Origin of the sequence: Caldibacillus sp. 210928-DFI.2.18 (genome assembly GCF_020554505.1) — a bacterium.
GTDB classification, from domain to species: domain Bacteria; phylum Bacillota; class Bacilli; order Bacillales; family Caldibacillaceae; genus Caldifermentibacillus; species Caldifermentibacillus hisashii.
The window spans coordinates 29194-49485 of sequence record NZ_JAJCHL010000015.1 but is presented as its reverse complement, the minus strand read 5'-3'; the positions used below and the strand labels follow the sequence as shown (position 1 = coordinate 49485).

At 36.5% G+C, this 20292-nt stretch carries 16 protein-coding genes; 12 read left to right on the top strand and 4 right to left on the bottom strand.

What is annotated here, in order from left to right; translation table 11 throughout:
* Window positions 1-70: 70 nt before the first annotated feature.
* Window positions 71-304: a DUF378 domain-containing protein gene (locus LIZ98_RS05430; RefSeq protein WP_034772028.1), complete on the bottom strand. Its 234-nt coding sequence runs from the start codon at window positions 302-304 to the stop codon at window positions 71-73.
* A gap of 139 nt (window positions 305-443) precedes the next feature.
* Here LIZ98_RS05430 and LIZ98_RS05425 point away from each other — a divergent pair, with 139 nt between their 5' ends.
* From LIZ98_RS05425 to LIZ98_RS05415, 3 genes are all read left to right on the top strand, one after another.
* A complete protein-coding gene (locus tag LIZ98_RS05425; RefSeq protein ID WP_227091595.1) occupies window positions 444-1607 on the top strand; it encodes an iron-containing alcohol dehydrogenase in 1164 nt (387 codons plus the stop codon).
* Window positions 1608-1717: 110 nt separating this feature from the next.
* Window positions 1718-3073, top strand: coding sequence for a glucose-6-phosphate isomerase (locus tag LIZ98_RS05420; protein WP_034772024.1), 1356 nt, complete (start codon window positions 1718-1720; stop codon window positions 3071-3073).
* A gap of 308 nt (window positions 3074-3381) precedes the next feature.
* Complete coding sequence (locus tag LIZ98_RS05415) at window positions 3382-3891, top strand: PTS sugar transporter subunit IIA (protein ID WP_108898529.1); 510 nt, start codon at window positions 3382-3384, stop codon at window positions 3889-3891.
* 184 nt (window positions 3892-4075) lie between these two features.
* Here LIZ98_RS05415 and LIZ98_RS05410 read toward each other — a convergent pair whose 3' ends face one another.
* On the bottom strand, window positions 4076-5074 hold the full coding sequence (locus LIZ98_RS05410) for a potassium channel family protein (RefSeq protein WP_227139148.1): 999 nt from the start codon (window positions 5072-5074) through the stop codon (window positions 4076-4078).
* 318 nt (window positions 5075-5392) lie between these two features.
* On the opposite strand from LIZ98_RS05410, the gene LIZ98_RS05405 reads away from it, so the two are divergent.
* On the top strand, window positions 5393-6322 hold the full coding sequence (locus LIZ98_RS05405) for a dipeptidase (RefSeq protein ID WP_041847902.1): 930 nt from the start codon (window positions 5393-5395) through the stop codon (window positions 6320-6322).
* 572 nt (window positions 6323-6894) lie between these two features.
* On the opposite strand, the gene LIZ98_RS05400 is transcribed toward LIZ98_RS05405, so the two are convergent.
* Window positions 6895-7521 (bottom strand): spore coat protein, encoded by a 627-nt coding sequence (locus LIZ98_RS05400; protein WP_216407536.1) that lies wholly within the window; start codon window positions 7519-7521, stop codon window positions 6895-6897.
* Window positions 7522-7850: 329 nt separating this feature from the next.
* On the opposite strand from LIZ98_RS05400, the gene LIZ98_RS05395 reads away from it, so the two are divergent.
* The 8 genes from LIZ98_RS05395 (at window position 7851) to LIZ98_RS05360 (ending at window position 19090) form a co-directional block, all read left to right on the top strand.
* On the top strand, window positions 7851-7982 hold the full coding sequence (locus LIZ98_RS05395) for a YuzL family protein (protein WP_082035185.1): 132 nt from the start codon (window positions 7851-7853) through the stop codon (window positions 7980-7982).
* Window positions 7983-8581: 599 nt separating this feature from the next.
* A complete protein-coding gene (locus LIZ98_RS05390) occupies window positions 8582-11095 on the top strand; it encodes a PIG-L family deacetylase (protein ID WP_227139149.1) in 2514 nt (837 codons plus the stop codon).
* Window positions 11096-11377: 282 nt separating this feature from the next.
* On the top strand, window positions 11378-12544 hold the full coding sequence (locus LIZ98_RS05385) for an ROK family transcriptional regulator (protein WP_041901980.1): 1167 nt from the start codon (window positions 11378-11380) through the stop codon (window positions 12542-12544).
* A gap of 64 nt (window positions 12545-12608) precedes the next feature.
* Window positions 12609-13649, top strand: a complete 1041-nt coding sequence (locus LIZ98_RS05380; protein ID WP_375293568.1) for an extracellular solute-binding protein — start codon at window positions 12609-12611, stop codon at window positions 13647-13649.
* Window positions 13650-13709: 60 nt separating this feature from the next.
* Entirely contained in the window at window positions 13710-14786 is a 1077-nt protein-coding gene (locus LIZ98_RS05375; protein WP_227139151.1) for an ABC transporter ATP-binding protein, read from the top strand.
* A gap of 4 nt (window positions 14787-14790) precedes the next feature.
* Entirely contained in the window at window positions 14791-16512 is a 1722-nt protein-coding gene (locus LIZ98_RS05370) for an ABC transporter permease (RefSeq protein ID WP_043988437.1), read from the top strand.
* Window positions 16513-16581: 69 nt separating this feature from the next.
* Window positions 16582-18123 (top strand): argininosuccinate lyase, encoded by a 1542-nt coding sequence (gene argH, locus LIZ98_RS05365; RefSeq protein ID WP_043988439.1) that lies wholly within the window; start codon window positions 16582-16584, stop codon window positions 18121-18123.
* A complete protein-coding gene (locus LIZ98_RS05360) occupies window positions 18116-19090 on the top strand; it encodes an N-acetylglucosamine kinase (protein WP_108898524.1) in 975 nt (324 codons plus the stop codon). The genes argH and LIZ98_RS05360 overlap by 8 nt, the downstream gene beginning before the upstream one ends.
* Before the next feature lie 421 nt (window positions 19091-19511).
* Here LIZ98_RS05360 and LIZ98_RS05355 read toward each other — a convergent pair whose 3' ends face one another.
* On the bottom strand, window positions 19512-20027 hold the full coding sequence (locus LIZ98_RS05355) for a type 1 glutamine amidotransferase domain-containing protein (protein WP_041845257.1): 516 nt from the start codon (window positions 20025-20027) through the stop codon (window positions 19512-19514).
* Window positions 20028-20292: the final 265 nt, after the last annotated feature.

The following is a 20292-nucleotide window of genomic DNA, read 5'->3' as shown; positions in this document are numbered from 1 at the left end:
TTGCGGGGCGCTCCAGTTTGTACGTCGCTAAGCGGGCGCTCTGCGCTTTTCTTAACTTTCAGATACGATATTATCTGGTTGTTCTTGGTTCAGCGGAACGTTCTACTTCTCCATTTGACATGAACAAGAGACCAAGATTAATTAACCCGGCAATACCAACAAGGCTGTAAACAATACGAGAAATTAACGAAGATTGTCCGCCAAAGATTGCGGCCACCAAGTCAAATTGAAATAAACCGATTAGCCCCCAGTTGATTGCTCCGATAATGGTTAACAATAGTGCGATTCGCTGTAAACCGCTCATAATTATCCCTCCAATAGTAAAAAATCATTTCATTAATAGAATGGTGAAAAAATAGAAAATCTATGCATGTGAAGTAAAAAAAACTTAATATAACTTGGTAAAACTTTATATTATAATGGAAAATAAGGAGGCGATTGATATGAGAAATTTTACATATTATAATCCGACAAAGTTAATATTCGGTCGGGGAACAGTAGAAAAACTACGAGATGAAGTCCCGAAATATGGAAAAAAAGTGCTGCTTGTATACGGCGGCGGCAGCATTAAGAAAAATGGTCTTTATGATCAAGTTGTCGGCATACTGAATGATATCAACGCGGAAATTTATGAAGTGAGCGGTGTTGAACCGAATCCAAGAATCTCAACGGTTCGAAGAGGAGTCGATATTTGTAAAAAAGAAGGGATTGAATTTCTTTTAGCCGTTGGTGGTGGCAGTGTCATCGATTGTACAAAAGCGATTGCGGCAGGCAGCAAATATAACGGTGATGCGTGGGACCTTGTTATTAAAAAAGCGCCTGTATCAGATGCCCTACCTTTTGGAACAATACTAACATTAGCGGCAACAGGATCAGAAATGAATTCCGGATCCGTAATCACAAATTGGGAGACAAAAGAAAAGTACGGCTGGGGTTCGCCACTTGTCTTTCCAAAATTTTCAATCCTAGATCCGGTTAATACATTCACTGTTCCGAAAAATCAAACCATTTACGGTGTTGTGGATATGATGGCCCACACATTTGAACATTATTTCCACCTAGATGAAAATACGCCATTGCAAGACCGGATGTGTGAGTCACTTTTACAAACAGTGATGGAAACAGCACCAAAATTGCTCAAAGATTTGGAAAACTACGAGTACAGGGAAACGATTTTGTACTGTGGAACGATGGCGTTAAACGGGATGCTGCAAATGGGCTTCCGCGGTGACTGGGCAACGCATAATCTCGAACATGCCGTATCAGCTGTCTATGATATTCCACATGGTGGGGGATTAGCGATTCTTTTCCCGAACTGGATGAAGCATAATTTACACGTAAAACCGGAACGCTTCAAACAACTGGCCGTACGCGTATTTGGGGTCGATCCAACCGGAAAATCCGATGAACAAGTCGGACTTGAAGGGATTGAAAAATTACGAGAATTTTGGAATAGCATCGGTGCTCCAAGCCGCCTGTCCGACTATGGCATTGACGACAGCAAAATTGACCTGCTTGTGAACCGGGCTATGAAAAACGGGGAATATGGCAATTTCACGAGATTAAATGCAGAAGATACAGAAGCAATTTATCGGGCAAGCTTATAAATTTGACAATTCTTTAACAATACATACCGTTTTTCTTCCAAAGCTTGCCAATTCCATCTTCATTCGCTAGAGTAAAATAGAATAAGAAGTTACAGGAGGTTAGTTCTGACATGACACATATTCAATTTGATTATTCAAAAGCGTTATCGTTTTTTAAACCACATGAATTAACGCAAATGAAAGATTTAGTAAAAGTTTCACACCATGCCTTACATGAAGGAACCGGTGCCGGCAACGATTTTCGCGGCTGGATTGATCTGCCGGTTAACTATGATAAAGAAGAATTTGCCCGGATATTAAAAGCAGCAGAAAAAATTAAAAACGACTCCGATGTATTGATCGTTATCGGAATAGGCGGTTCTTATCTCGGCGCCCGTGCAGCCATTGAAATGTTGAATCATAGTTTTTACAATGCTATGCCAAAAGAAAAACGCGGTGGTACTCCGCAAGTAATTTTTGCCGGAAACAATATCAGTTCCAGTTATTTAACGGATGTGATTGATTTACTTGAGGGGAAAGACTGGTCCATCAATGTGATTTCAAAATCCGGTACAACGACGGAACCGGCTATTGCTTTCCGGATCTTTCGTAAACTTTTACAAGAAAAATACGGAGTGGATGAAGCACGAAAAAGGATCTATGCAACAACAGACCGGGCTCGTGGCGCTTTGAAAACTTTAGCTACGGAAGAAGGCTATGAAACCTTTGTTGTACCGGATGATATTGGTGGGAGATACTCAGTATTGACTGCGGTCGGACTTCTGCCTATCGCCGTAAGTGGCGTCAATATTGAAGAGATGATGAAGGGAGCAGCCAAAGCACGTGAAGATTTTGCCAGCTCGGAATTGGAAGAAAACCTGGCTTATCAATACGCTGCCGTCCGTAATATTTTATATAATAAAGGCAAAACCATTGAAATGCTCATTAATTATGAACCGGGTTTACAATATTTCGCTGAATGGTGGAAACAACTATTTGGTGAAAGTGAAGGAAAAGACCAAAAAGGAATTTATCCTTCTTCGGCAAACTTTTCAACGGACTTGCACTCTTTAGGTCAATATGTGCAAGAAGGCCGTCGCGACATATTTGAAACAGTCATTAAAGTGGACAAACCTCGCCATGAATTGGTGATTGAAGCTGAAGACAACGATTTGGACGGTTTAAACTACTTGGCCGGAAAAACAGTTGATTTTGTCAACACCAAAGCTTTTGAAGGAACGATTTTGGCCCACACAGACGGAAATGTACCAAACTTAGTTGTGACAATTCCGCAAATGGATGCCTACACATTCGGTTACTTAGTCTACTTCTTTGAAAAGGCTTGTGCTATAAGTGGTTACTTACTTGGTGTCAACCCATTCGACCAACCGGGTGTTGAAGCATACAAAGTCAACATGTTCGCTTTACTTGGCAAACCGGGCTTTGAAGAAAAGAAAGCTGAATTGGAAAAACGTTTGCAGTCGTAATATATAGACTGGTAAGATGGTTGCCTAATTATCTGTGTCAACATGTCGATATTATTGGGAAAACCGGATGCGATAAATCAATGTATTCGGTTTTCATTTTTTTAGGTAAAATATTGGCGTGGCTCCTTAAAAAATACAAGAATTTTGGGTACGGATACAATTATGTTATGATAAAATAATAAGTACGTGTTCACAATAAGGAGAAAGCGCATCCTTGGAATATCGGATGCAAGCTTACGAAGTTTCTTTAAACTTTTTGAACATTCTCTAAACAATAAAAACACTTGTGATTTAAAGGAAGGATTTCTATGTTTAAAAAATTTTTCAGCAAGAATACAACCATACCGAAAACGATAGAGTTAAAAGCATATGCTTCAGGTACTATCGTGAAATTAGAAGATGTACCTGACCCCGTTTTTTCAGAAAAAATGATGGGGGATGGAATTGCGATTGAACCAATAGAAGGAAAAATCGTATCGCCTGTGGATGGAAAAATAATTCAAGTTTTCCCGACAAAACATGCAATAGGCATTAAAACCAATAATGGTGTTGAAATTTTAATTCACATCGGCTTGGAAACAGTTGCTATGAATGGTGAAGGATTTAATGCCCATGTTAGCCAGGGAGAAAAAGTAAAAGTTGGCGATGTTCTTGTAACATTTGACCTGGAGTTGGTTAAGGAAAAGGCAAAAAGTACAATCATTCCAATTATCATAACAAATACGGATAAAATGGAGAAAATTGAAAAACCGATTTTATCCGGAAAAGTGCAAGCAGCGGATCAAGTTATCCTAACGGCATCCGTATTAAATTCTTAACTGAAAAATCGATTTTTCTTTAAACAAAAGGGCTTTCTTGATACAGAAGGCCCTATTTTAATCTTTTAAAATCCCCGTAAGCTAAGCCCCCAAGTTTAAGGGTTTAAGATAGATTGGGGGTGCCCCATGTGTCGGGGATAACGACTTCCCCTTACCAATGTTGGACGTGTCAATTCCGAAAAAATTATTGCTGACGAACAATTACCAACAATTGATCGCTCGGTAACAATACTGTTTCTTTTGCAGGAGCGATTTCTGTTTTTTCTCCCCTTTTAAAACCAAGAAGAATTTTTCGTTCCTCTAGGCAAATGTTAACTGCAGATTCAAACGTATGTCCACTTAAACTTTTATCTTCAATAAAAGTTAGTTCTACCCCGTGGTACGTGTCGAGTAAATTTAAAATAGCATCCGATATGCCGTGAGAAAGCATGGTATGATTCATAACTGCACTTACTATTTTATTTGATTGGATGATTTCATCGGCACCGGCTCTTTTTGCATTAATCACTTGTTCATCGGTCAAAATTTCTGCAATGCAATAAATTTGCGGGACCAACCCTTTAATGGCCACAATAGATAATATCGTATTCATATCCGAACTGTATTCCGACATTGTTGGGTTGGCTGTGATTAAGATAAGACTCGCTTCTTTCACATTCGCTTGGTGCAAGATCGTATCAGACGTTGCGCTTCCTTTTATAAAAAGGACATTTGTTCCCTTTGCAAACGGACTTTCTTTTAAGGTGGAATCAATCAAAACGATCGATTGATTCGGATGATTTTTTTTATAGGATTGAATAATTTCCCGTGACCTCTCATTCCAACCAACAATAATAAAATGATGTTTCCAATGGACTTGAGCTGTTCCCTTTATTACGGCATTTTCTTTTTTAACAGTGGTTGAAGCAATGGCAGCAAAGTAAGAAGCAACGAGTCCGGCACCGGAAAAAATTAGTAGCATGGCAATGATTCGACCTTTCACTGTTCCGGGTACAAAATCACCATATCCAACAGTCGAAGTTGTAACGATTGCCCACCAAATCCCGTCAAAAATGGAGGGGAAATTATCCGGCTCAATAAAATGAATGATCGTACCAAAGGCAATTAATATAAAAATCACGATAAATAATAACCGAACAACATACGGAAAACGTAAAAACCAATGGAAAATGTGCAAATTCATATACGTCTCCTCTTGTTGAAATATATAATATCCATTATCGCCCTTGTCAAAAAAGTTTATTCTATATGTTGGTTTTAAAAAATTTTTGTTGACGATAAGCCTAATTTAGGAATATGATTTATCAAAAAAAATGTAAAAGAAAGGGTGTCTCATCTGGCATGTTCAAAAAGAAGGTTAAAAGTTTGCGGTTACTAACCTCTGAGTACCGGAGCATTTCTTTTTCATAAGCAAGACAAAAACTATTTTTCCTGACTTTTTGAATCTGCTCGAAAGAAAACCTACTTAATCAACTTTAAGGAAAGCATGGAGGGTTAATTAATGGAAGTCATTGATCTTCATTGTGATGCATTAATGAAATTATCAGAAGCAAAAGGAACATTATCCTTTCGAAATAGTAGTGAATTGGATACAAATTTAACTAGACTACAAAAAGGGAAGATAAAAATTCAAGCTTTTGCGATTTTTATTGAGCCGAATTTGGAGTCTGATCAAAAATTCCAGGAAGCATTAGATCAGATTGATTACTTCTATGAAGAGGTACTTAGAAAAAATTCGGAAATGAAACATTTAAAATCTTGGTCTGACTTTAATCATTTACAGGATGGGGAAATCGGTGCTTTTTTAACGTTGGAAGGGGTTGATGCAATCGGTAATGACTTGAAAAAGCTGCGAACTTTATTCCAATTAGGTGTTATGTCGGTTGGTTTAACATGGAATAATGCCAATTTAGCTGCAGATGGTGCCGGGGAACCGCGGGGCAGGGGTTTGACATTGTTTGGAAAAGAAATTGTTCATCTTAATAATGAAAGGAAAGTATTTACCGATGTGTCTCATTTATCAGAGCGAGGGTTTTGGGATGTAATGGAGTTGGCAGATTACCCGATTGCCAGCCATTCCAATGCAAAAGCACTATGCGACCACCCGCGGAACTTGTCAGATGAACAGGCAAGAGCGATGTTTGAAAAAGGCGGTCTTATCCATGTCGTTTACAACCCGCCATTTATTACAGAAAATGGCAAAGCGAGTATTGATGATTTGATAAAACATATTGATCATTTTTGTTCATTAGGCGGGGTCAAACATATTGGTCTCGGATCCGACTTTGACGGAATTTTTCATAAAGTAAAAGGTTTGGAAAATACGGGGATGACACAGAACCTGATTTTAAAGCTGCTCAAGTACTATAAAGAAGAGGAAGTCCGTGGCTTTGCCTATCAAAACTTTTTGGATCATCTTCCTATTGTTTAACCCTAAGAAATTTATAGACGATAGATGATTATCTGCCGGAGAAATTAATCCTGATCCGAGAAGAATTGCCTGATTTTGTTGGGGAGACAAATTCTCTTTGACGATTTTGCGGATATTAAGGAGGCCACTGAAAAAGTGCTAAATAATAATAGGATTACTTGCTTAACACCATATTTGAACGTATTTTTGTGATCTATCCTACTATATATGAGCAAGTGAACTTATTCGAAATGTTTTTCAGTGGCCTCGTTACAAAGGGGTCTATTGGTAAAGAGGTTTTCTACTCTGTCACTTTTGCGTTCTCGAATGCTTATTTTGTTGAGGTAAACGTTTTTATACTTAAGTGTTTATAGAGGCGCCTCTTCTTCAGAAATATTTCGTTTTCAAACACTTATTTTGTTGAAGAGACGTCTCTTACTGCCACTTTTTCAGATTCAAATACTGTCTCTTGTTTGGATTCAAATGCTTATTTTGGACATGAGACGATTTTTTTGACATATAAATTCATATTTTCAGACTATTCTTTGTCCATAAAAATAGCCAATGGCTTCATTGGGTTTGACCTTGATTTTTTATTGATATAACTGATCACTCTCTCCTGCTGTCGGGTTCTCATGTTGACTCATGTATTGCTGGAATTGCGGGATATCTTCCGGTACAACTTGATACATAGCGCCTATCTTAAGCGTCATCGTTGAATCTGCCGGTTCCAATGGGTAGTAACCTTTCTTTGCCATGTACTGCCAAACATCATAGGCATGGGAGCAACTCATCATAAAAGCAGTTTGGCAAAACGACCGAATTTCCGGATTCGCCATTTCCATTGCCGACCAAGCATATTCTCGTCCGGCTCGTTTTAAGGTTAACAGGTAGGCAGTTACCATTTCCCGGTCATTAAAATTCTCCACGACCGTTCTCGGCTGAACCGGTGGATACATGCTTAAATTTGAACTCGTTAAGTCTTCAAGTGTTGTGTTTTCTTTAAGTAACGGCAACTCCTTATGGGCACCCGTCGCTTGATTTAGAAACTCCACCTTCATATTATAATCCCTGATATGTAGCGGAAAATGACGTTCCAATATGGCTTTCAATTCGGGATCTTGGACATGTTGAAGCATGTAAGCCATATTGGTTATCGAATTCACACAGCTCATCGTTAGTTCATTCAAATCGTGTAATTCATGTGCAGCCAGTTTCACAAAATTTCCTCCTCGAAAAGATTTTTACATCCCTATCTTGAGTCAACAAAAAATTTCTGCACAAATTAATTTTCTAATTGAAGTGGGAAATCTTGGAATCAGCTAAATTTGGCTTCAATATGATGTGGAATAACCACTGTGCGACATCTAACCGCTATAGCCGCTTGTCTCAATTAGGCTCCAATACGATCCAATGCGATGGGGCATAACCGAAAAATATAAAGGTAAGTATGTGTACTGTCCGGAAACAATCAAGGGCGGAATATTAGGTTTAATGTAAAAACATACTGAAGATGATTTTAAGGAACACTATACTTGGAGGTGATCATGTGTCCAAAAGAAAAGCAGATCCATCAACAATTGGTTTAAATTCACCGGAAACGGAAGGGCAAGGAACAACGTCGAGGGAAACAGGAAGGAAAAAGGCGGACTCCTCAAGAAAAAAAGCAAAGCGGTATTAGTACAGCTATAAAAGAAGATGGCAAATTGGCGCTCATGTCATCTTCTTTTAAAGTATATATAAACAAAAATAGGTTTTCCGAGAACAGTCACAATCAACTCTATTTCGTAAACTTATACTACAAAGTTAAGCTCATACAATGGATTAAGTAATCCGTTTTTTAAAACAACTTGGATTTTCAATAATTAGTTATTTCTATAATAACATTGCAAAAAAGTTATGTAATATTGCAAATATCTCTGTGTATATAAGTAGGTTTTTTTGATAGGAAATAATGACTAAAATTTTTACTTAGAAAAATTTGATATTAATAAGTAAATTGGGAAGTGCTTATAATTTAAACAATTCTCGTAGAGTCATGTCAGGACCAAGGTATCGATTGAACAAAAAAGAAAAATTTAAATATATCTTTAGGATATTAAAAAAGTCCTAGAAAAAAAACAATACTTTGGTAATATTAAAATAATTATAAAATTATGGTATTATTCATATAGTTAGTAAGATTAACTAACTTAAAAAATATTTTCTCACTTTGATTAGTAAATGCTACAAGGGAGGGATTAATGATTGCTTTTATAAAAAATGAAAGGGGTTATTTGAATGAGAAGAGTCTTCAAACAAATTTTGGCTGTGGTTATTATTCTAGCTACAGTATCACCAATTTATGTTAATGGGATGGCTGAGACCAATGAAAAACATGATTTAGAGCTTTGGAATGCATTAAAACCGCTAAGCACAACAGTGATCTTCCTAAACACCGGAGCACATCCGGATGACGAAAGAAGTGATTTTCTTGCATATCTTTCTAGGGGGCTTGGTGTAAAAACAGCAAGCCTAATCGCCAATCGAGGTGAGGGCGGACAGAATGAAATTGGAAGTGAACTTGGGAATGCACTGGGAATTATTCGTTCCAATGAGATGATTGAGGCAGCAAAAATTACTGGAGTAAAAGCCTATCATCTCAGTAAGGAACCGTCTGATGCAATCTATGATTTTGGTTTTTCAAAGTCACCGGATGAAACACTAGAAAAATGGGGAGAAGAAATAACTTACGAACGTTTGATTCGTTTTATCCGTACATATAAGCCGGATATCGTCATGCCATCGTTCCGTAATGTTGACAGCCAGCACGGTCATCATCGAGCAATCTCTATTCTTTCTCAAAAGGCATTTAGCGATGCAGCAGATCCAAACGTATTTCCAGAGCATTTCATTGAAGGATTGACACCTTGGCAAATTAAGAAAGTATATTTACCAGCTGATTCTTTTTCAGATGTAACAAAAACAGAATCAATTGAAATTGGTATGATTAATCCAATTTATGGGATGACTTATCCACAACTTGGCGAACAATCAAGATTTATGCATAAAAGTCAAGGGATGGGGAGTGAAATACCAGCTGAACCACGGCAATTTAAAATCGAGTTAGTCAATGCAATCGAATCGGCAAATAATCCGGACTTATTTAAAGGTATCCCGTATAATTTTACTGAATGGGCTATCATCGTACCAAAGGGTAATTTACAAGTTCAATTAAAAAACTTCCAAAAACGGCTGGATAGGATGGTTGAACTGTATCCGAATCGTGAAAAAATTTTTCCTGAAGCACAAAAAGCTTTAAAAGACGTGGAAAGATTAATTAATAAAACAGAAAAATCCAAATTTGATAATGGTTTAAAAACGGATTTACTTTATAAACTTGAAACTAAACAAGAACAATTAGAAGAACTAAGCTTTATTAGTTCCAATTTAGAAGTGAAGACTGAAATTTCTTCCAATGTATTAACCCGTGGTGAAACAGCGAAGGTTAAGATAACTTTGACTAACCATGGAAGAGAGATACTTAATCATGTGGAAGCCTTATTATTGGTACCCACGGATTGGAAAAATGTTAAAAAGCAAAGTTTTACAAAATTAAAACCGAACGAGACAAAAATCTTCACATATGAAATACAAGTTCCTAAAGATGAAGAGTATTTCAATCCCTATGCTGAATCAATCATCCAAAGTAAAGTAATCTACAAGCAAAATGGTTTTCAAACAGAAAAAGTTTTTGGATTGGATGAAACGATTGCAGTAGTGCCAGATTTGAGCATTGCTGTCAACCCGCAAAATATTGTTGTTAACACAGCGGATGTACAAGAGTCCATTCCAGTTACTGTAAAAGTAAAAAGTTACTTTGAAGGTGAGAAAAATGCAACTGTGAAACTAAATCTTCCGCAAGGGTGGAAAACTAATCCTGTCCAGAAAGAGGTAACTTTGCAGGAGAGAAACGATGAAAAAGAAGTAACATTCAATTTAAAGCCCCCAGCTGATCTCAAAGAAGGTAATTTCACCATTGAAGCAATAGCTGTGGCTGACGGTAAAACTTTTACTACAACAGTACAAGAAATTTCTTATGATCATATAAAGCATTCTTATTATTTGTATCCGACAAGGATTGATGGCGTTGCTTTTGAATTATTAAAACCTGAAAATCTGAAAATAGGTTACGTTGAAAGTGGCTTTGATAAAGTTGCTGACTATTTAACAAATGCAGGCTTTGATGTGTCAAAACTGTCAGAGAAAGATTTGACAACAGGAGATCTGTCTCAATATGATACGATCATAACAGGAATTCGAGCTTATTTATCACGAGATGACCTATTAGAGAATAATGAAAAGTTATTCGAGTATGTAAAAAATGGCGGTCACCTAGTTGTTCAATATCATAAACCGGAAGACAAATGGAATAGTGAGAAGAGTGCACCATATCCACTTGAAATTGGAACTCCTTCCATTCGTTATCGAGTAACTGATGAAAATGCAACTGTTACTGTAAAAAAACCGGATCATAAATTATTTAACTATCCGAACAAAATTACTGAAGGCGATTGGGAAAATTGGGTTCAAGAACGCGGTCTGTATTTCCCAATGAAGTGGGATGAAAAATATGAAACATTTATCAGCATGGCGGATCCAAATGAAAAACCGTTTGAAAGTGGTATTTTAATGGCCAAATACGGTAATGGAACCTATTTATATACGAATTTAGTATTTTACCGGCAAATGGAAAACCAAGTACCTGGTGCTTACCGTATCTTTACAAATTTAATTAGCTACGGGGTGGAGTAATTAAATATGAGTAACCCGAAAGTATTATGTTAGTTACTTTCGGGTACTCATCCTTGTAACACCTTTCACCTACATTAAGTATACTTTTAAAAAAATGGGACAATTATAAAAATGTTTTTTAAAAGAGATTGACTAATTCCAGTATTTAAAATATAATTCTATATAGTTAGTTAAAATTACTAACAAACATTAACTAAGAAGGAAAAATTTTAAATATAAATATATAATTTTTTATATTTGTTCAGAATATTACATAATTTTAATTTATTTGGAGGATTTTTCGTGAATAAACCGAGAAAAGCCAGTCGCCAGTTAGTAAAATCCTTAAACAGGGAGTTAGTCATTAATGAATTGAAGGAATTCCCGAAACAGTCCAGAGCTGATCTTTCCAAGCGGACGAAATTAAGTAAACCGGCTGTTTCTGAAATTGTTAAGGAGTTGATTGAAGAAGGTTTGGTTATCGAAATAGGACTAGGTCCGTCTAGTGGCGGGAAAAAACCGATACTTCTTGAATATAATTCGAAAGCCAATTATGTACTAGGTGTGCTGGTTGAGGATGATAAAATTTTCATTACTGTGGGGGACATGAATGGTGAGCTGGTAGATATAACACAATTGACATTCACACCGCCGACAGAGGGTTCAATGATTGTTAGCCTAATCGAAAATGGGGTTCGAAAAATATTAAACTCGCAGAAAATCAAGATTGACAAGGTTTTAGGAATGACAGTAGGAATTTCCGGCATTTCGGTTGATCCAAATCAAAAAATTGATTATTCCCCTTCTATTGATTGGGGAGATATCAACTTGAAAGATATGCTATCTAAAAAGCTTGATATGCAGATTATAATAGAAAATGATGTCAACTTAATGACTATCGGTGAATATTATAAAGGTTCAGGTTTTAACATACCAAATCTTGTTTATTTGTTTATTGGTAATGGGATTGGTAGCGGTATCATTATTAATGGTCAATTTTATAAGGGAAGTCATACTGCTGCAGGGGAAATTGGCTACATGTTTATCGGTAATGAAAGTAATTTTCGACAGAATATGGGGATTTTTGAAGCAACCTATGGTCGGTTTGGAATTAGTGAGATGTTAAAACAAGAATATCTTGAATTTAAACAGGACGATTCACTCATACAAGTTATGCAAGCTCATGACCATAATTTAAAGATTAAAGAAATTTTGAATGAAGTTATAAAAGAGTGGGCTAAAGCAGCAGTGAATATCATAAGTATTCTTGACCCAGAGATGGTCATTTTATCCGGGGAGTTAGCATACATGAATGAGGAATCTTTCAATCTTTTTAAATCAATTGTAGAAAATTATGTTCCGAAACTGCCGGATCTGAAAATTACAAAACTCGGTTCTAAGGCTGGTTTATACGGTGCTGTTCATTTAGCATTGAATCATTTCAAACAACCGGCTTTAAACATAAATTAGCGAACAATAAATAGGAGGGGTCAATTTGAAAAGAACAGGTGTATTAAGTCTTATTATCATTTTTATGCTGCTTGTTTTGACAGCGTGTAGTGGTGGAAATGAAACAAGCAAAACGGACACAAATAAAGGGGAAAAAACTGGTGGAAATAAGTCGCCATCCGGTAACCTTGTCATCTACACTGCACGTGATCAAACCGTTGTTGACAAAGTGAAGGCAATGTTCAATGAAAAATATCCTGATATTCAAGTGGATGTATTGACAATGGGTGCACAAGAAATTTTAGAACGGGTCCGTGCTGAAAAATCGAATCCCCAGGCAGATTTTTGGTGGGGTGGAACACAGTCAGCCTTTATGCAAGCTGCTAATGAAGATTTACTAGAAACATATAAACCTAGTTTTGATAGTGCAATAAAACCGGAGCATAAAGATGCTGAAGGTCGCTGGTATGGGGAAATGCTTCTTGCAGAAGTATTTATGATTAACAGTGATGTATTATCTAAAAAAGAAGCACCACAGGATTGGGATGATTTACTCGATCCAAAATGGAAGGACAAAATTATCATTCGTGGGGTATTGCCTTCGGGTACAATGCGTACGATTTATTCGGCCATGATTTATCGTCAAGATCCAAAAGATCCTGAAAAGGGTTATGAATGGTTAAGAAAATTGGATGCTAATACGAAAGAATATACCCAAGATCCGACAAACCTTTACTTAAAATTGGCACGTCAAGAAGGTGTTGTCTCTCTATGGAATCTTCAAGATATTTTAATTCAAAAATATTCAAACAACCAACCATTTGACTATGTATTCCCATCAAGTGGGGCACCAATTCTTGTGGATGCAGTTGGTCTCGTGAAAGGTAGTAAGAACCAAGAAAATGCTAAGCTTTTCTATGAATTCTTATTTGATCCGGAAACTATTGCTCAACTGTCAAAAGATTTATATCAAATTCCATCCCGTACAGATATTGATCCTGCTTCTATGCCAGATTGGTATAAGGAGTTAGAGTTAAAAGAATTACCGCTTGATTGGAAAGTAATGGCTGAAAAAGAAATGGAATGGATGCAATATTGGGATGAAAACATTAAAGGTCAAAATTAATTTAATACAGGCAGGGTGACATTGGTTCACCCTGTTCTACATTTCTGTGAGGTGTTATTTTTGAAAAGCGTTAGTCTAGAAAATATTTCGAAAATATTTGGGAATGCAGTTGGTGTGGACGGCATTAACATTGATATCCAATCTGGTGAGTTTTTTACATTTCTGGGGCCGAGTGGATGTGGAAAAACAACAACACTGCGAATGATTGCTGGCTTTTATTACCCGACAAACGGAAAAATTTATTTTGATCACCAGGATGTTACTTTTTTACAGCCAAATAAACGAAATATTGGTATGGTTTTTCAAAATTATGCATTGTTTCCACATATGACAGTTTTTGAAAACATAGCATTTGGTTTAGAAGTGAGAAAGCTATCGAAGTCAGTCATAAAAGAAAAAGTAGAAAAGGTGCAAAAACTTGTCCATCTTGATGGTTATGGTTCCAGAAAAATTACTGAATTATCTGGGGGGCAGCAACAACGAGTTGCACTTGCCAGAGCAATTGTCATTGAACCAGATATATTACTTCTTGATGAGCCGCTGTCCAATCTCGATGCAAAACTTCGAGAAGACACACGAGTAGAAATCAAGCGTCTTCAAGTCGAACTTGGTATTACGACAATTTATGTAACCCATGACCAACATGAGGCAATGGCAATGTCTGATCGAATTATGGTTATGAATAAAAGGAAAATTCAACAAATAGGAACCCCACAGGAAATTTATAATAAACCAGCTAATCCATTCGTTGCTTCGTTTATTGGTGAATCAAACATTTTAGAAGGAAAAGTAAAAGCCGTTAACGGAAATGATGTTGAAGTAGAGCTTTCTGATGGTATTTTGTTACATGGCAATAAAATGAACGCTGCACCAAATACCAATTTTACACTAGGAAAAATAATTAAATTATCGATTCGTCCAGAAATAATCTTGGAAGGCGATGGACCAAACAAAATGACAGGTGAAATCCAGTTAGTTGAGTTTTCTGGTGTGAGTATCAACTATATTGTCAAGGTTGGTCCTAATGAAATTAGCATGATGATTATTAATAAAGGTTCCAATATTTTACAACGTGGGGAAAATTTGACATTCCATATACCAGAAAATGGAATTTACTTTTTAGGTGAAGAGTGGTGAGAACATGAGAACCAATCAGATGAATAAACTAAGTACTTGGACAAGATTAACTCAATCAAAATACTTTGTCTATGTTTTAATTTCTCCATTGTTTTTAATCTTATTAGCTTATGTCATTTATCCATTATATAAAACATTTATGCAAAGTGTTGTTGGTGAAAATGGATTTACAATGGAAAATTATGCTAGATTCTTCAATCCGGAAAGTAATGCTAATATGGAAGCTTTGTTCAATAGTGTCTATATTTCTATTATCAGCGTGATTACCTGTGCAGTTGTTGGGGTTACAATGGCATTTCTTTTGGAACGTTATGATTTTCCTGGCAGAAAAATTTTATCCATACTTGTACTCGTTCCGATGGCGTTGCCACCACTTATTGGATCATTGTCATTTACATTCTTGTACGGGGAAAGCGGCATCTTTCCAAGGGCATTCCAAGCACTGTTCAAGTTGGATGAAGTCCCATTTGCTCTAAGCGGGATTCCTGGCGTGATCATTGTGCATACGTTTACGATGTACACCTACTTTTATTTAACTGCATCCGCAGCTATTAAGGATTTAGATCCATCTCTTGAAGAAGCTGCAACTAGTTTGGGGGCTAGTCGCTTTCGAATTTGGTTGAAAATTATTTTGCCGATGTTGACTCCGGCGATGGTTGCTTCTTCATTACTCGTATTCATGATTTCAATGGCGTCTTACACTGCACCGCTTATGTTTGGAGTTGAACGGACAATGACGATGCAAATCTATCTTTCCCGGACAAATGGAAACTTAGATATGGCAGCGACACAATCTACTATTCTATCGGTTGTTTCCATTTTGTTTCTAATTATAATGCGTTGGTACCAAAATAGAAGGAACTATCAGAATCAAAGCAAGGGGATAGGGGTACATCGGACAGAGGTCCGTTCAGCCTTTATGAAATATTTCTCAATGTTCTTGTCAATGATTGGTGTCATTATTTTGATGTTGCCGATATTGGTTATAGCATTGATTTCGTTTTCAGTTGACGGAGAATGGACGGTTCAAATTATCCCAACTACATACACCTTACAACATTACATTGATCTATTTACTGATTCTGAAACTTGGAGACCCATTTGGAATAGTATCAAGATGAGTACAGTTGCGGTTATTGGAAATATCATATTCGGTGTTGCAGCAGCTTATGCAATGGTTCGGTTAAACTTCAAAGGAAAAACCTTGATGGATATACTAATTATGGTACCGTGGGCCTTGCCTGGTACGGTTGTGGCCGTGAATTTAATTGCTGCTTTTAGTGAACCGACTGCATTTAGTTTTAATCAAGTATTAATTGGGACATTTTGGATTTTACCACTCGCCTATTTTGTTCGACAATTACCTCTTGTTTTCCGTTCAACTTCTGCAAGTCTTGTCCAGATGGATAAATCTATAGAAGAGGCGGCGAGAAGCTTAGGTGCAAACTGGTGGTATTCATTTAGAAAAATTATCTTACCAATTACGATGTCGGGTATCTTAGCTGGAACATTATTAGCATTTGTTCAAGGGTTAGGTGAATTCGTTGCATCGATTCTCATTTATAGTGTTTCAACGATGCCGATGTCCGTTGCTATATTTCAAAAAATGTATGCCTTCCAATTTGGGACTGCTTGTGCATACGGGGTATTACAAATCGTTCTTATTATAATCGTGTTGGCTGTATCAAGAAAATTGGAAGGGAAACTTGTAAATAGCCCAGTATAAGTAAATTTGAGGGAATTCATAAATATATTTAAAAATTGTAAAAAATCTCTATGTTTACTAAATATGTAAATGAAAGGACTGCTTCCATTGAAAGAATCACATCTTCATCAAATTATGGAACGGGAAGGAACTAAATTTCCTTCACAAACTTATAAAGACATTGTTTTACAACCAGCATTCGACAATGCAAAAAAACAATTTATTAAGCCGATGATTGAAATCCATCTTGCTCATTTGATTATGCTAGTGGAGGAAGGAATTATTCAAAAAGCAGAGGCTGTGGAAATTGTCAAGGCAATCAAAAAGATAGACGTGAATGAAATTGAAAAGGTACCTTATGATCCTTCTTTTGAAGATTTATTTTTTCAGATTGAACATTTTTTAATTGAAGAAGCAGGAGAAATTGCCGGTAACCTTCACATTGCAAGAAGCCGAAATGATATGGGAATCGCCATTTATCGGATAACTCTTCGGCAAAAATTATTAAAATTGATTGAAATTGCAACAAAATTTCGTGATTCTCTAATTGCATTGACTGATGAATATATTGATACAATTATGATTGGTTACACCCATACTCAACAGGCTCAACCAACAACTCTTGCTCATTATTTCAATGCGATGACTGATTTATTAACAAGGGATATTACTAGATTTCATGCAGCATATGAACGATTAAACCGAAGTACCATGGGAGCAGCTGCATTGACAACCTCAGGATTTCCAGTTAACAGGAAGCGAATGCAGGAGTTACTTGGGTTTGAAGGAATGATTGATAATTCATGGGATGCTGTGGCTGGAGCCGATTATATAGGAGAGATCGCTTCTGTTATTCAATTGGCCGCAATTAATCTTGGTCGATCAATCCAAGATTTTCTACTATGGGGTACACAGGAATTTGGTGCAATCAAATTATCTGCCCCTTATGTACAAATTAGTTCAATTATGCCGCAAAAACGCAATCCTGTTTCAATTGAACATATGCGTGCTCTTTTATCAAGTGTTGCTGGAAACGCACAAACCGTTTTAACAATGATGCATAACACCCCATTCGGGGATATTGTAGATACAGAAGATGATATGCAACCATATATGTGGAAAGCAATTGAAGCATTACAAAACAATTATCAACTGTTATCCAGTGTTCTTTTGACTATGGAGGTCGATAAAGAAAAACTTTTGAAAAGAGCAAAGGAGAGTTTTGCTAATGTAACAGAATTGGCTGATACATTGGTGAGAACAAATCATCTTTCATTCCGGAAGGCTCATGAAATTGTAAGTGCGACGGTTAGGGACTTAAGCGCCCAGAAGAAAGAATCAATCCAAGATTTTACATTGTCTTTATTAAATAAACATGCTGAAAAAATAATTGGTCGCAAATTAAATTTAACAGAGGAAGAATTTATCCAGGCGCTCAGTCCAGAACACTTTGTTAAAATTAGAACAGTAGAAGGTGGGCCTAGCCGAGAAAGAATGGAAAAAACTATCAAAGAAAGACATGAAGAACAAAAATTATTAGAAAAATGGCTAGATGAAAAATATGCTACTCTTAAAAAAGCACACGAGTTGGTTGAAAATATCGTAACTGAATGGACGAAAGCAAATGGTTGAAAATGTTACAAATAAATTCCCGCTGCTAGCAATTGATGGTGGCGGGACAAAGACAATTGCAGTAATAGTAGATAGTTCAGGAAATATAATAAGTAAAGCCAAAACAGAAGGATCGAATTATCATGTTGTTGGAGAGGAGAGGACATTTCATTCTCTCTATACTGTGATTCAGGAGACGATTAACTGTCTTCGGTCAGACAAGATCGATAATATCAATAAATTCCACTGTGCGGTTTTTGCACTGGCAGGACTAGATACAGAAAAAGACCAATTACTTGTTGAAGGAACTGTCATGAAAGTTATTGAAACATTGAAATTAAATATCGACAAAGTTATAGTTGAAAATGATGGTTATGCGACCCTGTTGGGTGCGACAAAAAATTTACCTGGGGCACTTCTTATATCGGGAACAGGATCTATTTCCTTTGCGCATGATGGAAATGGGAAAATTGTCCGCGCTGGTGGTTGGGGCTACCAGGTTGGTGATGAAGGGAGTGGATACTGGATTGGCAAGGAAGCAATTCGATCCGTTTTTCGGATGTTTGATGGAAGGGAAAAACAAACCATTTTAGCTGAAAAAATATTACATTCCCTTCAATTTAGTGATATTGAACAACTCTACAATTGGGTTTATAAAGAAACCGATTCTGTTGATCAAGTAAGCCGATTAGCTAAAGTCGTGGAAAAAGCATGTCAGGAAGGTGATCCGGTTAGTAAAAAGATACTGGATCAAGCAGTTACTGAATTATATGACCTTCTTCATACTGTATTATTACGATCCAATATTATTGAGACTCCATTTACTTTGGTGTTACAAGGCGGTGTTTTGAAAAATATTGGATATATAAGAGAACGGCTGATAAATAGAATAGGAGAGAAGATTCCACAAGCCGGGATTTTCTTGTCACAGGTTGACCCGATTGATTTAATTATTGAGCGAGGATTATTAGCGTTAAATCAAAAATAAATATATTTTGGAAAAGTCCTAAATTATAAGACTAGAAAATATAGATGAATAAAATGGCGATACAAAATCACCACAAATGATTTCGTATTGCCTTTTTGTTCATAAAAATTTCATATAAATATGTGTTTTATCAAGTTAAATTAATTTAAAACTCTCTATCAGATTATTGAACGAAAATATTATAGTTCAGGTATGACCCGAACATTAGCTAAACCAAACTAACTTAATGCAAGTAAATTTTTATAATTTTTAAAAACAGGGAATAATTTTGATGTAACTAATTTCTCGATAAATCCAAAAGAGGCTACCCAAACATAAGAACTTATTACCCTAAATGCAACAAGTATATAGATAAAATTCTATATCCCGTTCAATTAGAGGACGGTAGGCACTTGTTGGATAACCTCTATTCATTTATTTTTTATTTTTCCAATAAAGCCAAAGCTTCTCGATTAAAAGCAGGCAAATCATCCGGTGTACGGCTTGTGACCAATTGATTGCAGCAAACTACAACTTCTTCGTCAACAAATTTTGCACCAGCATATTCTAAATCGACTTGAATCGATTTATATCCGGTCACTTTCCGTCCTTCTAATGCTTTTGCAGTAATTAGTAATTGTGGTCCATGACAAATCGCAAATACCGGTTTTTTCGCATCCATAAATGCTTTCGCAAATTGAACGAAGCGGTCGTCGGCACGTAGAAGGTCAGGGGAGAAGCCGCCCGGAATCAAGAGTGCATCAAAGTCCTCAGGTTTTACGTCATCGATGGAAGCATCAACCGGAACTTTTTCCCCATGTTTTCCGACAACGGTTTTACCTTTTTCTGTTTCAATAACCGTTAACTCATGGCCGGCTTCTTTAAACGCTTGAGCCGGGGATGTATATTCAATATCCTCAAATTCATCAGTAAGAACTACAGCAATTTTTTTACTCATTAATATCACCCCATGCCAATTTTTTTTATAATAAATAGTATTTCCCTTCAGCTGTTTCCCATACAAAGCCAAAAGGAAAAATTCGACGAGGAATGTTCATAATAGAACAATCTGCCTTACACTACTGTAGTATAAACACTTGTGATAAAAATTTCAAACAAAGCAACTTATTGAATTGGGGGAGGGTTTGGAAGTTTGACAGTTGACAACCAAAAAAATTAGTAAATGCCTTAATACGACTTTCCTAAACATGGCAAATTAAAAG

What these genes read in the sequence shown, in the direction of transcription:
- LIZ98_RS05415 (WP_108898529.1), top strand. Translation starts at nt 3,382, where the DNA reads ATGTTTAAAAAATTTTTCAGCAAGAATACAACCATACCGAAAACGATA.
- LIZ98_RS05370 (WP_043988437.1), top strand. Translation starts at nt 14,791, where the DNA reads ATGAGAACCAATCAGATGAATAAACTAAGTACTTGGACAAGATTAACT.
- LIZ98_RS05420 (WP_034772024.1), top strand. Translation starts at nt 1,718, where the DNA reads ATGACACATATTCAATTTGATTATTCAAAAGCGTTATCGTTTTTTAAA.
- argH (WP_043988439.1), top strand. Translation starts at nt 16,582, where the DNA reads ATGAAAGGACTGCTTCCATTGAAAGAATCACATCTTCATCAAATTATG.
- LIZ98_RS05380 (WP_375293568.1), top strand. Translation starts at nt 12,609, where the DNA reads ATGCTGCTTGTTTTGACAGCGTGTAGTGGTGGAAATGAAACAAGCAAA.
- LIZ98_RS05405 (WP_041847902.1), top strand. Translation starts at nt 5,393, where the DNA reads ATGGAAGTCATTGATCTTCATTGTGATGCATTAATGAAATTATCAGAA.
- LIZ98_RS05425 (WP_227091595.1), top strand. Translation starts at nt 444, where the DNA reads ATGAGAAATTTTACATATTATAATCCGACAAAGTTAATATTCGGTCGG.
- LIZ98_RS05430 (WP_034772028.1), bottom strand. Translation starts at nt 304, where the DNA reads ATGAGCGGTTTACAGCGAATCGCACTATTGTTAACCATTATCGGAGCA.
- LIZ98_RS05390 (WP_227139149.1), top strand. Translation starts at nt 8,582, where the DNA reads ATGAGAAGAGTCTTCAAACAAATTTTGGCTGTGGTTATTATTCTAGCT.
- LIZ98_RS05410 (WP_227139148.1), bottom strand. Translation starts at nt 5,074, where the DNA reads ATGAATTTGCACATTTTCCATTGGTTTTTACGTTTTCCGTATGTTGTT.
- LIZ98_RS05355 (WP_041845257.1), bottom strand. Translation starts at nt 20,027, where the DNA reads ATGAGTAAAAAAATTGCTGTAGTTCTTACTGATGAATTTGAGGATATT.
- LIZ98_RS05360 (WP_108898524.1), top strand. Translation starts at nt 18,116, where the DNA reads ATGGTTGAAAATGTTACAAATAAATTCCCGCTGCTAGCAATTGATGGT.